The sequence below is a fragment of the Acetomicrobium sp. genome (genome assembly GCF_059026225.1).
In genome coordinates, this window is sequence record NZ_JBWQOQ010000006.1 from 1 (window position 1) to 20,153 (window position 20,153).

General features: G+C 45.4%; 14 protein-coding genes. 3 read left to right on the plus strand and 11 right to left on the minus strand.

Annotation, left to right across the window (positions count from 1 at the left end; genetic code table 11):
* Nucleotides 1-194: 194 nt before the first annotated feature.
* From AC5SXE_RS03920 to AC5SXE_RS03945, 6 genes are all read right to left on the minus strand, one after another.
* Nucleotides 195-1,598 (minus strand): mannose-1-phosphate guanylyltransferase/mannose-6-phosphate isomerase, encoded by a 1,404-nt coding sequence (locus AC5SXE_RS03920; RefSeq protein WP_493916679.1) that lies wholly within the window; start codon nucleotides 1,596-1,598, stop codon nucleotides 195-197.
* A 21-nt stretch (nucleotides 1,599-1,619) separates the two neighbouring features.
* On the minus strand, nucleotides 1,620-3,125 hold the full coding sequence (wbaP, locus tag AC5SXE_RS03925) for an undecaprenyl-phosphate galactose phosphotransferase WbaP (RefSeq protein ID WP_493916680.1): 1,506 nt from the start codon (nucleotides 3,123-3,125) through the stop codon (nucleotides 1,620-1,622).
* A 163-nt stretch (nucleotides 3,126-3,288) separates the two neighbouring features.
* A complete protein-coding gene (locus AC5SXE_RS03930) occupies nucleotides 3,289-4,410 on the minus strand; it encodes a glycosyltransferase family 4 protein (protein ID WP_493916681.1) in 1,122 nt (373 codons plus the stop codon).
* A gap of 26 nt (nucleotides 4,411-4,436) precedes the next feature.
* Nucleotides 4,437-5,483 carry a glycosyltransferase family 4 protein gene (locus tag AC5SXE_RS03935; protein ID WP_493916682.1) on the minus strand — a complete coding sequence of 349 codons (1,047 nt, stop codon included), beginning with the start codon at nucleotides 5,481-5,483 and terminating at the stop codon, nucleotides 4,437-4,439.
* Nucleotides 5,484-5,491: 8 nt separating this feature from the next.
* Entirely contained in the window at nucleotides 5,492-6,997 is a 1,506-nt protein-coding gene (gene murJ / locus AC5SXE_RS03940; RefSeq protein ID WP_493916683.1) for a murein biosynthesis integral membrane protein MurJ, read from the minus strand.
* 52 nt (nucleotides 6,998-7,049) lie between these two features.
* Nucleotides 7,050-8,204, minus strand: coding sequence for a glycosyltransferase family 4 protein (locus AC5SXE_RS03945; protein ID WP_493916684.1), 1,155 nt, complete (start codon nucleotides 8,202-8,204; stop codon nucleotides 7,050-7,052).
* 229 nt (nucleotides 8,205-8,433) lie between these two features.
* Here AC5SXE_RS03945 and AC5SXE_RS03950 point away from each other — a divergent pair, with 229 nt between their 5' ends.
* Genes AC5SXE_RS03950 through AC5SXE_RS03960 form a run of 3 tightly spaced genes read left to right on the plus strand, consistent with a single transcriptional unit; the run spans nucleotide 8,434 to nucleotide 14,001 of the window.
* Nucleotides 8,434-10,458: a YjbH domain-containing protein gene (locus AC5SXE_RS03950; RefSeq protein ID WP_367564062.1), complete on the plus strand. Its 2,025-nt coding sequence runs from the start codon at nucleotides 8,434-8,436 to the stop codon at nucleotides 10,456-10,458.
* 2 nt (nucleotides 10,459-10,460) lie between these two features.
* Nucleotides 10,461-12,710 (plus strand): SLBB domain-containing protein, encoded by a 2,250-nt coding sequence (locus AC5SXE_RS03955; protein WP_493916685.1) that lies wholly within the window; start codon nucleotides 10,461-10,463, stop codon nucleotides 12,708-12,710.
* 28 nt (nucleotides 12,711-12,738) lie between these two features.
* Nucleotides 12,739-14,001 carry a GumC family protein gene (locus AC5SXE_RS03960; RefSeq protein ID WP_493916686.1) on the plus strand — a complete coding sequence of 421 codons (1,263 nt, stop codon included), beginning with the start codon at nucleotides 12,739-12,741 and terminating at the stop codon, nucleotides 13,999-14,001.
* Between the two features lie 258 nt (nucleotides 14,002-14,259).
* On the opposite strand, the gene AC5SXE_RS03965 is transcribed toward AC5SXE_RS03960, so the two are convergent.
* The 5 genes from AC5SXE_RS03965 to AC5SXE_RS03985 all read right to left on the minus strand — a co-directional run bounded on the left by AC5SXE_RS03965 (nucleotide 14,260) and on the right by AC5SXE_RS03985 (nucleotide 20,152).
* Complete coding sequence (locus tag AC5SXE_RS03965; protein WP_493916687.1) at nucleotides 14,260-15,195, minus strand: Rpn family recombination-promoting nuclease/putative transposase; 936 nt, start codon at nucleotides 15,193-15,195, stop codon at nucleotides 14,260-14,262.
* Between the two features lie 249 nt (nucleotides 15,196-15,444).
* On the minus strand, nucleotides 15,445-16,836 hold the full coding sequence (locus tag AC5SXE_RS03970; RefSeq protein ID WP_493916688.1) for a phosphomannomutase/phosphoglucomutase: 1,392 nt from the start codon (nucleotides 16,834-16,836) through the stop codon (nucleotides 15,445-15,447).
* Between the two features lie 20 nt (nucleotides 16,837-16,856).
* Nucleotides 16,857-17,831, minus strand: a complete 975-nt coding sequence (gene galE / locus AC5SXE_RS03975) for a UDP-glucose 4-epimerase GalE (RefSeq protein ID WP_493916689.1) — start codon at nucleotides 17,829-17,831, stop codon at nucleotides 16,857-16,859.
* Between the two features lie 20 nt (nucleotides 17,832-17,851).
* Entirely contained in the window at nucleotides 17,852-19,027 is a 1,176-nt protein-coding gene (locus AC5SXE_RS03980; protein WP_493916690.1) for a glycosyltransferase family 4 protein, read from the minus strand.
* A complete protein-coding gene (locus AC5SXE_RS03985; protein WP_493916691.1) occupies nucleotides 19,028-20,152 on the minus strand; it encodes a glycosyltransferase in 1,125 nt (374 codons plus the stop codon).
* Nucleotide 20,153 lies beyond the last annotated feature (1 nt).

Below are 20,153 nucleotides of genomic sequence, written 5' to 3' on the forward strand. Positions count from 1 at the left end.
AACTTTAATCTGTCTCGGCTTGACTTTCCACGCTTCATGAAAGGCGCTACGGGATAGGATCGGCCGAGCAATCATACGGCCTTGGCGCCGATGACGCCTGCGATGAGCTTAACAACTGCCGAGGATTGTCACATCATGAAACATTTGCCCGGCGAAACTCCCTCGCAGCCGCTATAATTTTGTCCCTTAGACAGTTACTCCGCCCTTTTGTAATCGTCTTCTATCCTAATTATGTCGTCTTCGCCTACGTATTCGCCATTTTGGACCTCGATTATTTCAAGTGGGATTTTGCCTGGATTTACCAGGCGATGGGGCGTGCTTTTAGGTATAAAGGTACTTTCTCCTTCGTGTACGTAAATTTCTCTGCCGCCAACGACCGCCAAGGCCGTGCCTCGCACCACTATCCAGTGTTCCGTCCTGTGGTGGTGATACTGCAGGCTGAGCTTGGCACCCGGGCTTATGACGATGTGTTTTATCTTAAACCTGTCGCCCTGATGCAGTATCTGATACGTCCCCCAGGGTCGGGCATTTATTGGTGCCTCGGTGGCCTCACGGCGTCCCTGGTCTTTCAGGTAATTTACTACGTCACGGACGTCTTGAGAAGAGCCTCTTTTTGCGACGAGCAAGGCATCCGGGGTATCTGCAATGACCAAGTCATTTACGTCAAGGCCTACGACCAGGCGGCCGTTTGCGTATATCAGGTTGTTTTTGCCGCCTACGGTGTGAACGTCTCCTTTTTTGACGTTTCCGCCTTCGTCTTTTTCCATAGTCTCATACAAGGCGTCCCAGGAGCCAATATCCGACCAGCCACATTCTAGGGGCACAACTGCAACGTTTTTTTCCTTTTCCATGACGGCGTAGTCTATGGAAATTGAAGGCAGGTCTTCAAAGCTTGATATTAAGCTGTCGTAGCCTTCAGCTGCAGGTATGCCAATTTGGGGAATATCATTTCTTAAAGCTTCAAGCATTCTTTTTGCCCGAAACAGGAAAAAGCCTCCATTCCAGAGGTAATTTCCTGTTTCAAGGTATGCTTTAGCTTTTTCTTCATCGGGCTTTTCGACGAACCTTGAAACGATTTTATAAGGTAGGCCTTTGGACCTTTCTTCATCTATTTCTATGTAGCCAAAGCCCGTATCGGGCCTTGTGGGTTTAACGCCAAATACAACTATATGACCCTCGCTGGCTGCCTGGCGCCCTAAATTTATGGCCTCTTTAAAGGCCTCGTCGTCTTTTACTATGTGGTCGCTCGGGGATACGAAGATCAAGTCTTCAGGGCCCGCGCCACTTTTTAGTAGATATGCCAGCCCAAGGGCTATGGCTGGGCAGGTATTTTTTGCCATTGGTTCTGCTATTATGGGATCGTGGTCAAGCTTTAAGACCGTCTTCATTTGATGGCGCAAAAGGGCGCTGCACTGGTCAGAAGCGACGATATAAAGATGGGAAGGCCGCGCTATCTTTGCCATCCTTCTTACCGTTTGCTGAAATAGGCTTTCTTCGCCTGCCAGGGGCAAAAACTGCTTTGGCAGCTCTTCCCTCGACCATGGCCATAGGCGGGTGCCGCTTCCGCCGGCGAGGATCAAGATATGAAGATTATCCATTTGCGGTGACCACCTCCAAAGCTAGTAAGCACCCTTGCCAAAAATGGCTACCGGGACGGTGCGGGCAAGGATGTAAAGATCAAGCCATACGGACCAGTTGCGGACGTAATAAGCATCCAGCGCAACGCGCTCCTCGTAGGATACATCGTTGCGCCCTGATACTTGCCATAATCCCGTTATCCCGGGTTTAACTTTAGTATAAAGAGAGTAACATTTCCCGTATTTTTTTATCTCATCTTGGACAATTGGCCTTGGGCCGACTACGCTCATTTCTCCCTTGATCACGTTAAAAATTTGAGGCAGTTCGTCCAAGCCAGTCTTGCGCAGGAATTTGCCGAGGCATGTAACGCGCGGGTCGTTGCGCAGTTTTTGGTCTTTATCCCATTCTTCTTTAAGTTCAGGGTGCTTCGCTAAATATTCCTTTAAAACGACATCGGCGTTTTCGACCATGGTCCTAAACTTCCAGGCCTTGAAAGGCTTGCCGTCTTTACCGTACCTGGTTTGCTTGTAAAACACGGGTCCCTTTGAATCCAATTTTATAAGCAGGGCTATAAAAGGCACCAGCGGCATCAAAACCACCAAGGCTGCCACAGCTACAATCGTATCCACAAGGGCCTTGGCGATCTTTGGGCCCAAGCGCAAAAGTTGTTGCCGTACTTCAATGCCCAAAATTCCTCCCAGATCTTTGGGTAAAACGCCAAAGCTCGCAAAACCAAAAAGGTCGGGGATGTAAATGACATGGTGAAAATACGAGGCGTTTTCTTCCCAAATTTCGTGCAATATCTTCCTGTTTAAACCAGGCATGGCCATTATCGCCCATTTTATATTGCACTTTTCTGCAAGCTCCGGGGCAAGTTCTAAGCTTCCTATTACCGGTATGCCTTCTATCTTTTTGCCGTGTTTTTCGGCATCATCATCCAGGATCGCTACGGGCTTTATACCCAGTGCTTTCGTATTTTTTAATATCTTAACGATTTCTGCTCCAGTCTTAGCAGCGCCCATTACGACAGCAGAAACTCCCCACCAGCTTTTATCGCCAAAAAGATATCGAATAGCTGCTCGCGCTAAGGGCACGAATAAAAGGGCAAAAAACCAAGCGATGAAAAATACGGCACGGGAATATATAAAACCTACTCGCGAAAGGAATATCCAAACGGAAAGGATCGCAAATACCATAGAGGTTGCAACAGTGGTTCGCCGCAGCTCCTCCACGGCGCTAACGCCAACGCCCGGGTAAAGTCCTGACATTATATAAGCAAATGTAAATATGAAAACTGCGGGCCACAGCTCGACGTAGGCGCCGGATGCAAGGACACTTGGGGGGAGCATAAAAGCGGGCGTCCATTTTCGTAAAAGGTAAGCAAGCACAACGGCAAAAATTATGGCTGCAAGATCGCTAAAAAGATAAAAGCCAGACATGATCCAAGTTTCCGTGCTTAATTTGTTCTCTTTAATGGAGGCTAAAATATTTGCTTTACTCATGCCCCAGAGGTCCACATTTAGCTTATCTTCTTTGACATCAAACAAATTTAACAACCTCCAGAGGGAAGATCTTCACAATTTTCAAGCAAGCAATATTACTTTAATTTGACACCTTCAAAGGTAGTTGCGAAAAAACAGGGATTCACCATGCCTGTTAGCATTATAGGCTATAAACCATCTAATCTCATCACTTTGGTCAAAAATTAAACTACCCTTGAGACTTAAATGACTCCCATGCATCGTTTACAAAGCTTGAGAATTCTTGCCTGAAGCGGTCCTTTGAAAAACGCAAGGTCTTTTCTCGTATCTTTGATGGAATGAAGCGATCTTTCATGTCTTCAAACCTTTTTACCGCTTCGATGATGCTTGATGGTGTTTGGGCATCAAAAAAAAGACCCGTTTCACCTTCAGTGACAGTCTCAAGCGCCCCGCCCTTGCCGTAAGCGATAACAGGCGTGCCGCAGGCTTGAGCTTCCACGGGAACGATGCCAAAGTCCTCCTCGGCTGCAAAGACAAAGGCTTTGGCCCGCTGCATGTAATTTCGAAGCACCTCAAAGGGCTGATATCCCAAAAGCTCAACGTTTGCCCCCGCTTTAGATTTTACCTTATCGAAATCCGGGCCGTCGCCTATGATGTAAAGGCGTTTATCGGGCATGAGAGAAAATGCCTCTGCTATCAGGTCAATCTTCTTGTAGGGAACCATGCGTGACGCTGTTAGGAAAAAGTCTTCTTTTTGTTCGCACAGCGTGAAGGAATCGACGTCAACGGGAGGGTATATGACAGTTGCTTCCCTGCGGTACATCTTCCAAATCCTCCTGGCGATGAAGCGGGAATTGGCGAGGAAATGATCGACTCCGTTAGCAGTCCTCAAATCCCACATCCGAAGCTTATGAAGCTCTCTTTTTGCAAGCCACCCCTGCAAGCCGCGGACAAGGCCTGTCTCTTTTAAATACTGATGCTGAAGATCCCAGGCATACCGCATTGGAGAGTGGACATAACTTATATGAAGCTGATCGGGCCCGGTTATGACGCCCTTTGCCACGGCATGAGAGCTTGAAATGACTATATCGTAGCCTGAAAGGTCGAACTGCTCCACTGCCAAGGGCATAAAGGGCAGGTAAGTCCTGTATTTCTTTTTGGCAAATGGAAGTTTTTGTATAAAAGACGTTTTTACAGGTTTGTTTTTTAAAAAGCCTCGTTCATTCTTGGGAATAAAGTCCACGACAGAGAAAAGGTCCGCGTCAGGATAGCAATTTATGATCTCCTCCAACACGCGTTCCGCACCCGCGTATGCAACAAGCCAATCATGAACGATGGCAACTTTAATCAATGTGTATGTTCCCTCCAAACTGACCATCACAAGTTGGCGGCTTCCTTTAGCACACTCCATGTAACTTCTGCAGTTCTTTCCCAACTAAATAGCTTAGCACGAGCGAGGCCCTTTTGCGACAGCTCTTTTCGCAAATTGTCATCTTCTATAAGGCGCTTAATGCCTTCAGCTATGGCATCTACATCATAAGGATCCACCATAAGGGCAGCATCGCCAACCACCTCTGGAAGAGATGTCACGTTAGATGTCAGCACTGGCGTGCCGCAGGCCATTGCCTCAAGAGGGGGAAGGCCGAAGCCTTCGTAAAGGGATACAAACACAAATGCTATAGCTCCGGAATAAAGGGCGGGCAAATGTTCGTCAGGTATATGTCCAAGCACGCAAACCCTAGGAGGCAACCTTCTAAGAGATGTATCTCGAAAAACCAAATCCGTCCCTTTTGCTCCAGCAACTATTAGCCAAATGTCAGGCAACTTAAGGCATAAAGTATCCCATGCCTCGAGCAATCTTTGTAGGTTTTTTCTGGGCTCAATCGTAGCTACCGTAAGTATGTATCTAAAATTTGATATGCCAAAGGCATCTTTAGTTCTAGCGATCTCTTCACTGGATTTTGGTCGAAAACGCTCGTCGACCCCGTTGTAAATAACAACGACCTTATCTGGTTGCGCTGATGTGACTTCACAAATCCTACTTTTTGTAAAATTAGAAACCGCAATGATCCGTCGTGCTTTGTTGGCCAAACGAGGGATCAAAAATTGATACCATCTTGCAAATTTTGGGTTCAACCATTCAGGATGGTCCAACGGTGTAATATCGTGAATCGTTACGACTTGTCTCTCCACCATTAGCGGTCCTGTATTGGAAGGACTAAAAAGCAAATTCCCCTTTAATCTTCTAGGCAAGACAAACTGTTCCCAAATATGGCCAGCAATTCCGTGCAAAGGTTTCTTAGGTGCAATAGGATGAAGTTCTGTTTGTAGTCTATTATACAGCTCTAAAGTATACCTTTGTACTCCTGTTAGCGCAGAAGAAAGAACACGTGTATTTATAAAAACCTTGTTCAGAAAAATCATCCCCTAACTCATGCAGATTTATCATTATATCTGCATAACTTAGCAAAAACCGGATTAATGCTTTTCCGCAAATGCGGAACCAAAGGTATGTAAACTACCCAAAATAGGCAAAATATAGCAGTTGATAAAGCGAAATATGACAGGCTAGATATGCTGGAAAGACAATGCTTCAAAATCATAGTTGTGATTACATAAAAAACAGCGCCCAAGGCCATCCACAACATGCTTAGCAGCAAAGACTTTCCCAACCTAAAGGCACGAATGGTAAGCAATAGCAATACAATGGAGTTCATGCTAACACTCAGCCCCAAGGCTAAAGGTCCTAAATTTCTATACAGCAACAGCTTTATTCCTATATCGATAAGTATTGAAATTCCAGTATATAATAAAACCTCTGTATTGCGTAACTGTGAATTTAATACTCTTATGAAATAATAAGATAACGCTTGAGCCCACATGCCAATCGAAAAGCCTAGTAATATCTTTGAAGTTACTCGCACTGATTCTTGATCAAATGCTCCTCTGGCATATAGGATATGAACTATATCAACATTGTTGCAAGCTACAAATAAGGAAATTGGAATTGTAAAGATCAATACGATATTTGCTATCTGTCCTAGTTTTTGACGAACTGAGTCCGAATCAAGGCCGCTTAAAGTTGACAATCCCACCATACCCAGAGGGACAGCAATTAAAATCACTACGGTTTCCGTCACAAATTTCGCGTAATCAACAGCGGCAATGGCCGTACTTCCAATTAGGGATGCAACGATCCTTTCAGTCGCTATATCTCCTTGAATCAAAAGAGGAACTATAAGGACAGGTCGTACAGAGCACCAAAAGGCCATAAAGGTTTCTTTTGCCAAGTCTCGCGAGAAGCTTGCTTTAAAGCGCAACAATCCAAGGTTATACAAACCACATAAAAGCCACACCAAGTAAAACAAGTATGCAAAAACAAATCCCCAGGCTAAAAACAAAGGATTTTTAAAGTAAATCGCAAGCAGCGATCCAGAAATTAGGCCAACGCTTTGTATTGTTGAACGCAAGGAGGCAGTTAAATATCTTCCATGTGCCATTTTTAAATAGGCCATAAGCATCCCTAATATATATAAAGGGACGGCCAACGCCATGACGCGAAGCATGGAAGCCGTTAAAATTTTGCCAGCATCATTCATGCCAGGAGTTAAAATTCTAACCCACCAAGAAGAGCAAAAAAATAAGAATAAAAATATGATCCCTGCAAGCAATAAAAAAAACATCACAATAACGCTTAAAAGAGCTTCAGCTCGTTTAGGGTCGTCTTTGGTATATCTCACATATAGCGGGACAAAGCCGGCTTCCAAGCTATTCGTCAAGAAAAATTCTGTAGGCATGAGCATGGCGGTTTGTGCAACGCGATAGGCTGCCACATGAGTTCCCGTGCCAAAAAGTGCTGCCATTAGAATTTCTCTTAAAAAACCAACGAGTTTACCTATAACACTACCAGAAGAAAGCACTAAAAATGCCCTAAACAAAAACGCATCCTCCTATAGCAACGGGGCAGGAGCTTTAATCAGGCCAAACACATTAACCCCTTACCGCGCCTTCGTATATTTTATAAGTTTGCAGCGCTGTATTTTCCCATGTAAACTTAGCGGCTTGCTTCGGTCCTGCAGATTTTAACTTTGATGCCAAATCTTCGTCGGTCAAAATTTCGTACATGGCTTCAGCTATTTGCTCTGGCGAATCTGGGTCCACCAAAAGCGCAGCATCTCCGACAACCTCGGGCAAAGAAGACACATTAGAAGTGATGACAGGAGTGCCACAGGCCATAGCTTCCAGTGGAGGCAAACCGAATCCCTCCCACAAAGAAGGAAAGACAAACACGTCAGCTCCTGAATACAGGAAGGGTAATTCTTCTTGAGGCAAATATCCAAGAAGGCGAATCTTATCCCTGACGGTTTTATCAAGATTCTGGTATGTCTTATTGAATGCTTTGTTCTTCCACCCTCTACCTCCTCCAAAGACCAAATCCGGTACCCGCTTTATCTCCATCATTTTACACAAAACATTATATGCATTAAGCAACCCGACTGCGTTTTTTCTGGGCTCCAAGGTGCCCAAGAATAAGATATATCGCCCTAATGAATGTTTTCGCTTAAAAGCATTTAACGAATGTATATCTGCTATAGGCCCATAAATATCATGATTCACGCCAAGAGGTATAACTGCTATCTTTTCATTAGGGTAATTATAATAATTGATTATATCGTTTTTGGTGCTCAATGACGGAACGATAACCCGGTCTGCAATATCCAAAGAAAATCGCAGACAAGCTTTTAATGTGATATAGTTCTTGAGTTCTATTGTTCTGGGGAATCGAAGAAAGGCGAGATCGTGAACGGTCAAAACTGTTTTGGCTCCTCTAATTGGAAAGGCTATAAAATTGGTAAAATGGACCATATCTACTGCGGTTAACAGCAGCCGAGAAACTATTTTTCCAAAACATTTGGATAAGAGTGAGACAAAAGCTCTAGGCAAGGGAGCATAAAAATGATAACGTGTTTTTGGCCTTGCATTCCATCCGAGCGGTAAATCTGGGTCTTTGGATTTTAGACTAAGAGAAAATAATGAGAATTCGTCTTCTGTAAAATTAATAAACTGTTCCAACAAGCTATAACAATACCATCCAATGCCTGTTTTCTGTTTCAACAGCGGAGAGCAATCGAAGGCGATTTTCATGACAACACCTCACGCAACTCGTAGCACCCCTTGTTTTTCTTTGTAACTTGACGTTTAGGCCTTCGTCAATATAATATGTTTGACAGCCTTGTAGTGCAACGAGAAATCAAAGGGCTTTATAAATCTCCAGTCTTTCAAATTGGAGTGAAGAACGATAAAAGGACTTTTATGTTTCTTCGCCGCTTTTTTTATTTTACTGCATCCGGTCTTTCAAGCACAATTGCAAGCCATGTCCCCGACAAACGGAGGCATTACCGGCCTTTGGGAATACCCAACCGCCGAAATCTTAAATGACGGACAGGGAAGATTTGGTTACACCGATGCAAATCCCTACATTACATACTACCTTGCCATGGGTTACCTTCCAAATGTCGAACTTAACTTTCGAATCACTCATGTTACAAATGTTCCTTTAAATTTAGAAAAATACCCCCGATTTGGCAGCTATAAAGATCACGAGTTTGACGTCAAATATCTGCTTTTACCTCAGGAAGACTTGAAGCCAGCCATAGCCGTTGGCATCATGGACATAAGCACTACGGAACATTTCAGGTCTCACTATATAGTGAGCACTTATAGGATTGGTGACTTTGCTTTTACTGGGGGCTGGGGCTCGGATCGCATGGGAGGTTCCTTTTGGGGAATGTCGTGGCAACCTTACGACTGGTTAGAGTTAAAGGGCGAGTACGGATCTATGGATTACAGCAAAGACATATTCGGCAGAAAACGCCCCATAACCAAAGTCGATGCCGATTATAACTACGGAGCCGTTATTAAAACCTCTTGGGCCGATATAAGCGTGAGCTATCAAAGAGGAGATGAGCTGTGTATTGCTGTGTACCGTCCATTCGATTTGCGAGACCGCCCGATATTCGGCAATAAAAAACGCTCATATCAAAAAGCTCCTTTAAATAACTTGAAATCTTGGGCAGACGTGGGTACACTTGATCTCATCAGCGATGTATCTGTCGTCATCCCAAACAGACTAGGGGTTAGAAATGTCGAGGTAAAAGCTGACCAGCGCAATAAAAACTTACTCATAAGTTACGAAAACGTGGGCTATAGCTCGGAGGCGGAGGCCATGGCGAGGGTTTTATACCTCGCTTCTCATCTCATTCCCTGGGACACCGAAGCCCTCGTACTGAGGGCATGCGTTCGAGGAAAACCCGTGACCTGCGTCGAAATTCCTGGCGAGCACTGCGCGCTTTTGAGGTTAAACGCCCTTAGAAAAGAATATGCTCAAGAGACAATCGCTTACTGGGCAGACCCATCTTCAAAAGAAATCGACGAGGAGATCTGGAGCTACAGGACAGACCCGACGGCCCCGGACAAGGGGGAACACATTTACAAAGCTTACGTTGCATACGAACCCAGGATTTTACGGTCAGACTACGAAGATTACGATGCTCGTTGGAGCGTCGACGTGGCTTATGAATGGAACTCCACCTACGGCCAGGGAGGTGTCTTTGACGTTCGCATTCCCGTAAAAAGACATGGCAAAGAAGAAGACTTCGCGTATGAACCATGGACAAACGAAAAGACAAGAATATGGCAGGCAGTGTTTAGCAACATGGAGCGCATCGACAAAAACACATTCGAGTTGTATGAAGTCGGTTGGCTGGATGCCTTGTGGTTTGGCGGAAATTATTGGAAGCGGACTTATTTCGATAACGGCCGCTACTTCACGGGTTTAAGGCTCGGATTAGTTCACGAAAGGGATCCGGAGGGTTTCGCTTCTTTGGCAGATGACCCTATCTGTCTATATCATGACGGTTGCGAGGGCATAGATTTGAAAAACGATGACTGGATGGGGGCTGCCTTGTTTCAGGTTGGGTATCACGAGCCACGTTATGACTTGGACATAATGGCCGAAGCGGGAAAGTTTGTCGACGATGACGATACAGGCTTTAAATTGTCGATGATGAGACATTGGGATGACGTCGGAATCGGGTTTTACGTAACGCGTGCTGATAGATTGAGATCGGGCAAGGATTACTCCTTCGTCGGAGTCGAATTAGAAATACCTACGAACATATTCTTTGGATCTGACACGAATTATATATGGAATCAGGATATAATAATGACGGGCGGTTGGCCTTACTATACCGGCAGAGTGCCATGGCATTGGAAGGATCCCGATCTAATGTGGGGACAGCTGAATCCCGATAGATTGATAAAAAATTTATACGAACGGCTAGAAGAAGGCCAAAATATGGCAAAAGATGAGAAATATCGATTTACAGGGAGGCAATAGGCATGTACCGCGAAAAGTTAAAGTTTGTTCTTATCCTTTCTTTCATTGTTGTTTTTATGTGTTTTGTATCCTTTGTTCTTATGGCCAAGGCGCAAGAAGGCGTGACTTCAGCCCCGGGTGGACCAGCACAAATCCCAAGCGGAGGCACTGGCCAAGCTCCAGGCTTGCCGCCGAGCCTTCAAAACATTCAGAACATATTGCAAAATGCAGCGCCAGAAGCCCCTGCCCCACAGCCAAGCGAGCCAGCGCCTCAAGTTGAGGTTGAAGCAGAGACGCCCGCCGTTCCGGCTCCATTACCGGAAGTAGGCGAGGAGATGACACCAGAGGCCTTTAGCGCCCTCACTGACGCCCAGCTGGACCAGCTTTTTTTAAGCACCCCTGCTTCCCAGGTCATGCGGATGCTTCCCAGATTTGGATTAGATTTCTTCAGGCGGGCTCCTTCGACGTTTGCCCCCGTGACGGCCGTACCGGTAGGCCCCGACTATGTGATAGGTCCAGGCGACGAAATTCGGATCTCCCTTTGGGGTATGGTAGAAGGGCAGTGGAATGTCGCGGTCGATCGCGATGGCAATTTAAACCTTCCCCGCGCCGGAGTCATAGGAGCAGCTGGTATGACCTTTTCTCAGTTACAAGATGCCATCAAAAAAGAATACTCTCGGTATTATACTGATTTCGATTTAAACGTCACCATGGGACAACTTCGCACTATTCTAGTTTACGTCGTTGGCAACGCAAGAAGACCAGGAGCCTACACGGTATCTTCCCTCGCGACCTTGGTTAATGCATTAGTCGTATCGGGAGGACCTAACCAAACGGGATCGATGCGCAACATACATGTTCGCCGAAACGGCGAAATCGTAACCACCTTTGACATGTACGACATGCTCCTTGAAGGAGACACCTCTAAAGACATACGTTTGATGCCGGGTGACGTTATATTTATAGGCGAAGTCGGGCCCTTGGTGGGCGTCGTAGGCAACGTAAAAAGGCCCGGATTATACGAAATAAAAGAAAGAGTCAGGCTTGGCGAACTAATCGATATGGCAGGCGGCCTTACAGGACAGTCATTTAAAGGCCGCGTTCAAATCATGCGAGTTGAAAATCGCCAATACCTTACTCTACTTGAAGGCGACTTAGATACATTGGGCGCAGATTTCTTGCGAAAGTTCGCCGTCCAAGATGCTGACATCGTACGCCTCTTCCCGGTAGCTCGAAGCACGAGGACGGCACGTATAACGGGACCTGTGGCAACGCCAGGCGAGTACGCCATAGAACCGGGGGTAACCAAGCTTTCGGAAGTCATAAAAAGGGCGGGCGGATTAAGCTACATGGCTTCAAATCAGGCCGAGTTAACGAGGGTAATAGTTACGCAAGAAGGCCCTGTCACTCAACATTTGCACATAAACCTGGAAAAAGCCCTGGGTGGAGATCCGCAAAACGACATCCCTCTGGAAATGAACGATTACATTTTTGTCAGGACCGTGCCGGAGTGGGATTTATACGCCACCGTCACCATTTCAGGAGAAGTTAAATACCCCGGGGTCTACACAGTAAAAAAGGGTGAGACTTTGTCCGATCTCATAGAACGTGCAGGCGGCTACACGGACCGCGCCTTCCTGCCGGGGGCCATATTCACCAGGGAATCGGTTCGTGAATCGCAACAGCGCGGCATAGAGGAAATGGTCCAACGTTTGGAACGAGAACTTTACACGGCAAGCGCTGCAGGCACCGCTTCTTCTTTGACGACTGAGGATGCACGATTGGTCGAACTGGAAACACAGCAAAAAAGCAGGATGCTTGACGTGTTAAGACAAACAAGAGCCACAGGACGGGTGGTCATAAGGCTTGAAGATCCGCCTACGTTGCTTAAAAAAACTCCCTATGATTTGGTGCTTGAGGAAGGCGATCGCCTTCACATACCACGCGAGGCTCAAACCGTAAACGTCGCCGGCAACGTTCTCAATCCTTCTTCGTTCATATATGAGCCTTATACAACTCACCAAGACTATATCGAAAAAGCCGGGGGATACGGCAGAACTGCGGACAGGGGCAGGGTATATGTCTTAAAAGCCGACGGCAGCGCGATGCGCGTAGGGAATTTAAAAAAACCACCCTATCTCGAGCGTGGCGACACTGTTATTGTTCCAGAAAAAATCCAGGTCGTATCAGACCTTAGAATGACAAGGGACATAGTAGATATCGTCTACAAGACAGCCATAAGCGCAGCCGTGGTCGTGGATGCATTTGACTAAAGGCCGGTCTTTGAAGGAGTGAATTACATTGGCAGCGGATGAGCAAAAGAAAGAAAACCTAAACCCAAACACAGAGGAACAGGTATCTGTGCCAGGTGAAGGGTACTATCAATACGAGGAAGACGAGATCGATCTGCTCGACCTAGCATTAGTGTTAGCCAAACACAAAAGGTTGATCATAGGTATCGCCTTTGTTTTCTGTCTTGTCGCTTTAATATTGGGGTTTATAATGACGCCCATTTATAGGGCAGAAACGCGCATAGTGCCACCACAATCGCTTGCCGGGCAACTTCCCGCTAGTATAATAACTCTCTTGCCTCCAGAGTTTCGTTCATTGGCAATTCAGTCTGGTGCTATAAAAACGACGGCGGATCTGATCGCGGGAATTGCAAAAAGCCGTACGATACTTGATAACATAATTGACGATTTCAACCTCATGGACTATTACCGCGTTGAGCTTAGGGAGACTGCACGACGCACCCTTTCGGGCGCAATCAACACTAAGGTCGACGAAAAGACAGGTTTGATAACGATAGCTGTCGAGAGCAAAGAACCCGTACTAGCTGCCGACGTTACAAACGCCATAGTCGATGAGCTTAAATATTTGCTCCAAAATCTTGCCATCACACAGATATCACAACAAAGGCTCTTTATAGAAAACGAACTTAAGCAAGCTCATCACAACCTGTTGCAGGCAGAAGAGGAATTCCAAAAGTATCAAATGAAATCCGGCTTACTTGACGTGGACGTTCAGATGAAAGCATTGATGGATTCCATCGCAAACATCCAAGCCCAAGTTGCCGTAAAAGAAGTCCAACTAAAAGCTGCCAGGACTTTCGCCACGGCTCAAAACCCTGAAATTAAGCGCCTTCAGGCGGAGTTGGCCGGGCTTAAAAAAGAACTTAAAAACTTGGAGGCCAAGGCCGGGGGTGATAATCCGAATCCCATTCCCGCCTTCAAGGAAATTCCAAAGGCCGGAATAGAATACGCAAGGCATTTGCGGGATCTTAAATTTCAAGAGACCTTATACGAAACGTTGTTACAGCAATATCAAGCTGCCATCATGGCCGAAGCGAGCGAGGGAATGGTAGTACAGGTTGTGGACCCAGCCATACCTCCTGAGCTTAAAATAAAGCCAAGACGAAAGCTCATGTTAATCGTTGCCGGTTTTCTGGGATTATTTGTTGGGGTATTTGCCGCCTTCATCAAAGAATTTGTAGAAAACTCTTCAAAGGATCCGGAAAGCGCCGAAAAGATGGCACTTCTTAAGTCCTATCTTCGCAAGATTTAAACCCAACGCACCTCCAGGCCCCCGAGCCCCGAGGGTCACGCCCCGAGGGTCAGATCTTTAATCTTGAATTTTAATTTATCACAGGGAAATAGTCTGCCCCCAAATTCATGCAGACTTTAATGATATCAGTTAATTTTTGCTAATATATAGTGCGCCATCGAGAACCGCCGAATTTACGACCTCGCCAGTGGCATTAGTGGGTGAATTGGTTCAATAACAAAAAGCCAGAGCGGTTCACAAAGGACCCACCGCGTCCTTTTACTGTCCAAGCAGCTTTAATAAAACTTCCTCTTTCGATTTGGCGTCAAGGACGGCTTCAGCTGCTGCATCGAGCTTGGATTCATCGATGACGGAGCGGATCATCTTTTCGTCAGATGATGACAGGCCGAATTTGCGGCGCAGTTGTTTTATAAGCAGATCTTGTTTGCCTTTAATTTCTCCCTTGCTCATCAATTTCTCTGCCAGAGACGGCACGATTTCTTCACCTCCAAGTTCTTTTACTATCCGTTGCATGGTGTCTTGGTCTACATCCACAGTGTAAAGCAGGTATAAAAACAGTATCAGTTTTTCTTCTTCAGGCAAGTTAATTATAACAGTTATCTTCGCGATATCCTCTATGTCACGTAAGGCTACAAGCTTCATTAAAAGTAAACTTGCCATCAAAAAGGGTGTATCTTTTGCCTTTTGTTCTATCTCTTTGTTAGGAATTTGGGTTAGGTCCACTAATACGTAGTTGAACTCAGGGATGTAAGGTTTTATGGTTTCGTTTAAGCTGTCGAACTGTCCTTGAAAATGAGTAGTTATGTTCCAGCTTGAAAAGCCATGATAGATAACTACGGGAATTACAGGTGTCAGTGGTTTATTCTTCTTTCTCTGTTCATCCCACGTTACGATCATATAATTTAGTATTTGAAGTAAAACTCCGGGATCAGGATATGACTTGTGTTCAAATACGAAATAAAGCTGTCCTTTTGTGTCTGCAATTTTACATTCTACGGCTATGTCCATGTAGTACTTGTTGTAGCCCTTGATCTTTTCTGTGGGAATAAGCTTCATTTCCTTTAAATCTATTTGACTTGAAAGCTCTTTTGGCGGGAATTCCTTTATGAACTGTCTTACGTTTGCTTCGTCAGACATTACCCTTTTAAAAAGCCTGTCGTGGGGGTCTTTGGGCGTTAGGTCGTCTTTTGGCACAGGTGGGGCCTCCTTTGGTTGAAAATAGGCAATATGATTTTATTTTTGGTAGCCGCAGAAGAAAAAGCCAGCATATGTTGCATCATTTGCTGATGATATCACAAAAAGATGCCGAACGTAACTTGATCTTTACTCTAGATTTAAGCCATAGTTGCATTTAAAGGGAAGTTAGGCATTTTTGATAGCCTCGTTAATTTACTAAATTAAAAATTCAAGATTCAAGATCCGACCCCGGTGCTTACCCGGTACTTATTCCGGAAACTGCCACTCAAATTCTTCAACTTCATCTATTTGCGATAACGCTTCTTTTAGCTCACGAGAAATGGATTTTAAAGCTTCTGGCGTACGGCCCTCGCACCTTGCCACCAGCACAGGTTGAGTATTAGAGGCCCGCACCAACCCCCAGCCATCGGTAAACTGAACACGTAAGCCGTCAACGTCGATGATCTCATAACCCTTACGTCGAAATCTATCGATTAAAACATCTATAACTTTTTGTTTGTATTCTTCGGGGCAACCGATCCTCGTTTCGGGCGTAGCGTAATATTTAGGTACGTCGGCAAGAAACGCTGAAATAGGCTCATTAGCTTTTGAGAGAATCCTTAAAAGCCTAGCCCCGGCATAGAGAGCATCGTCAAAACCAAAATATTCGTCGGCAAAAAAGAAATGCCCCGACATCTCTCCGGTAAATACCGCCTCGACTTCTTTCATCTTTGCCTTTATGAGCGAATGCCCTGTTTTATAAAAAAAAGGCTTGCCTCCAAGCCTTTTTACTTCTTCTATAAGTGCCTGGCTGCACTTTACCTCGACGATGACATCTGCGCCTGGATATTTGGAAAGCAGCTCACGCCAAAAAAGTATCTGCAAAATATCTCCCCAAATTATCTCTCCTTGGTCGCCTACTACGCCAAGCCTGTCGCCATCGCCGTCGAAGGCCAGACCCACGTCGGCTTTTTCTTCTAAAACCACTTTCTTTAAATCCGTTAGATTTTCAGGGACAGTCGGGTCCGGGTGATGGTTGGGGAAATTTGGGTCGGACTTACAGTATAAAGGTATTACGTCGCAACCCATCTTCTCGTACAACTCCGGTGCCCAGGAGCTTGCCGCTCCGTTGCCGCAATCTATAGCAACTTTAAGTTTACGGTCTAGTTTCACGTTTGAAACGATGTATTTAAAATACTCCTCGCGTGGACTTTGCTTTTCTATTTTGCCCTCGCCTTTTGTAAAATCTCCCGCCTCAAAAATGTGCCTGATCTTTTGAATTTCATCTCCGTAAATCGTGCTGTCTCCGCCGTAAATCTTACAGCCGTTATCCTCGGGCGGATTGTGGCTTGCCGTAACCATAACCCCTGCGTTAACCTTATATAACTTATGGGCGAAATAGAACACCGGCGTAATCGTCTCGCCAATATCTTTGACAAAGCAACCGCAAGACAAAAGGCCATCAACCAAAGCCTTTTTAATCCTTGGCGAATGCTTTCTGTTGTCCATGCCAACGATGACATCGCGAAAGCCTCTGCCCATAAAATACGTGCCGATGGCTTTCCCCAGCCTTAATACCTCGTCGTCTGTAAAATCTGTTTCGGCCTTTCCTCTGATGTCGTAGGTTTTAAATACGTGTGATTGCGTGATGCCCTCCATGTAAAATTATTGACCCCCCATTATTTACAACTTAAGGCACACCAGGCATCCTCGATGATTCTTCCCAAATCGTTGCGTTTTGGTTTCCAATTTAATTCCCTTTTTGCTCTTTCGGAGGAAGCTACTAATACAGCAGGATCACCGAGCCTTCTATTGCCAACTTCTACGGGAATATCTACTCCCGTTACTTCTTTAGCTTTGTCTATTACTTGCTTCACGGAAAAACCCATGCCATTGCCAAGATTGTAGACCTTGCTGTCGCCTTTCGTGCGAAGTCTACGCAAAGCCAGTATGTGGGCATCGGCTAAATCCATCACATGAATATAATCCCTAATACATGTGCCGTCGTCAGTATCGTAATCGTTACCAAAAATGACGACCTTATCTCTCTTGCCAAGTGCGGCTTCCAGTATTATTGGTATCAAATGGGTTTCAGGATTGTGATCCTCCCTTATTTCCCCGCTCTCATGGGCACCTGCAGCATTAAAATACCTTAGCGCAACATAGTTAACATCACCTGAATAACTTGCCCATTTAAGCATTTTTTCAACTGCCAACTTGCATTCCCCATAAGGATTTGTTGGATTCGTGTCGTCTTCTTCCGTTATAGGGATTTGCTTTGGCTCCCCATACACCGCCGCAGTGGATGAGAAAACTATATTTTTCACTCCATTTGCTTTCATTGAATTTAAAAGACTAATCGTTCCCCTGACATTGTTATCGTAGTATTTTAATGGATCTCGGACGCTTTCTCCAACTAGTGAATAAGCTGCAAAATGTATGACTGCTTCTATATCGTGATCGTGCTTTTTAAAAACCACATCTAAAAATTCCTCATCCCTTACATCTCCAAGGTAAAACTTACCGCCTTTAACCGCTGACCGATTTCCGGCCACCAAGTTATCGACCACTACCACATCTTCTCCGCTTTCCAGCAACGCCAGCACGGTATGGCTTCCAATATAACCTGCGCCACCGGTAACTAAAACAGACATATTAGACGCTTACCTCCAGTTTAATTTTGTAAATAAAGGTCATATATATCGGACATCTCGGTCAGGACATTTTCCAAAGAATAATCGCGTATCTTTTTTTGACCCGCAATGCCCATGGAAATTCGCAGTTGGCGATCCAAGATGAGTTTTTCAAATGCCTGAATTAATCCAGAAACATCTTCAAGTTCTACCAAAAACCCTGTACGCCCATGTTCCACTAGATCGCGGTTGCCGCGGACATTGCTTGCTACGACAGGCTTGCCTGCAGCCATGGCTTCCATCACGCATTTAGGCAGGCCTTCTCGCTTGGAAACAAGTGTAGCGACGTCGGCTTCTCTAAGAATTTGCGGAACATCGCCACGGTAGCCCAAAAAATAAACTCGCTTAAGTTGCTCTTTTATGACTCTTCTCTGTAACGTTTTCATTTTTTCTCCAGTGCCTACAAATAACAAATGAATGTAATCATGCCGACTTGCCAGATCACCCCAGGCATCTAATAAAAAATCTTGATTCTTATTTTCGTTTAGTTCTCCGACACAGGCAATCACTACATCTTCCTGGCCAATTCCTAAGGAAGCGCGAATGTTATTCTCGCATACAAGTGGGTCAGCATATTCGGATAAATCGACACCCACTCCATGCACGTAAAACAAATTTTCTCTGGCTTTGAAGCCAAGCTTTTGGGCGTTTTCAAAATCTTCACTATTGATAACAATCAGCCCATCCGTCCAGCGGGAGGCAATTCGCTCTGCAGTATAGTAGATAAGCCAGTTTCGTCTCGGAGCTCCCTTGTAGAAGTGAAAACCGTGTGCAGTGTATAAAACCGGCCCCTGATGTGTTGATTTAGCTAAAAACCTTCCCAGAAAGGCAGCTACCGGCGTGTGAACGTGGATGAGATCAAAATGATGGTTCTTTAATAAAGATCTCAACTCAAGGAAAGCCTTAACATTAGCAGGGTTATAAGGAGAACGCTTGAAAGGAATTTCCCAACACATTACTCCGGTTTTTTCTACGTCTTCCTTGCCCCCATCAATTGAAGAAGCTGCAGCATGAACCTCGTAGCCCTTTTCCTGTAACATCTTCATAAATGGAATATGAAAAGCTGCTAAATGACCCCTGTAAACTGAAGCAATGAAAAGCACCTTGCCGTTGTTTCTAGAATGGCTGTTTTTATCTGTCGCGTTATAAACTTGCACTTATGCCGATCTCCTTTTGGTTAAAAGCTCTTTGTAAAGTACCTCCCACTGGTCTACGACATGCTCAAGGCTGTAGTTAGCTTCGATATATGCACGGCCGGCCTCGCCCATCTCGAGGCGTTTTTCTCGAGGTAAAGCCATCATTTTTTCCATCGCTTTCGCTAGAGCTTCAGGGTTACGCGGGGGGACAATAAAGCCTGTTTTGCCGTTTAAAACCACTTCGCTGTTTCCACCAACGTCAGTCGCAACAACGGGCAAACCGCACGCACAGGCCTCTAATAAAACCATAGGCATTCCCTCCCAAGCAGAGGACATCACATAAGCATCGGCAGCATTCATCAGGTCGGGTACATCTTGCCGCACCCCTAAAAACCGAACATTATCTTTCATGCCAAGTGCACCAGCTAATTTTTTAACCTCCTCCAGCAGAGAACCCCGCCCGACTAAAAGCAAAACCACATTCGATTTTTTTGACACAATCATGCTGAATGCCCGTAACATATTTGGATAGTCCTTAGCTTCCTCAAATCGCCCTACTGCTAACCAAACGAAATAATTATCTACCCCTAATTCATTTCGCAGGCGCTGGCCAGCTGCTTTATTTAGGTTAAATTTAGCTGTATCGATCCCATTGGGCATGAACATAATTTTATTTTTTGGCGCCGCACCAACGCGAATATAGCGTTCTACCGCAGCCCGGCTTACGTTGGTGATCAAGTCGGCAAGAGGATCTGTCAGTCGGTAAGCAACTTCCCGCCACCTGCCACCTTCATCAATATTGTGAGCCGTGGAGATAAGCACCGGTATCTTACAAAAAATTCTAACAACCCGCGCCAGCAAATTGGCATGTACCATATGGCTGTGCACTATATCAGGCTTCCACTCCCGCAGTATTTTTAGCAACCTAAAAATTGCTCGCGGGTCTGCCACACCGCGGCGCATGTTGAGGGTTGCAAGCGGGATATGGGCATTTTTCAGCTCTTCCACGAAGGCCTGTGGAGGAAGCATGGAAACGACCCGTACATCCCAACCTCTGCACTTCAGTTTAGTTGCCAAGTTTACCAACTGAGTTTCCGCTCCGCCGTAAGCTAGGCCGGTGATGAGAAAAAGAATTTGCCATTTCATA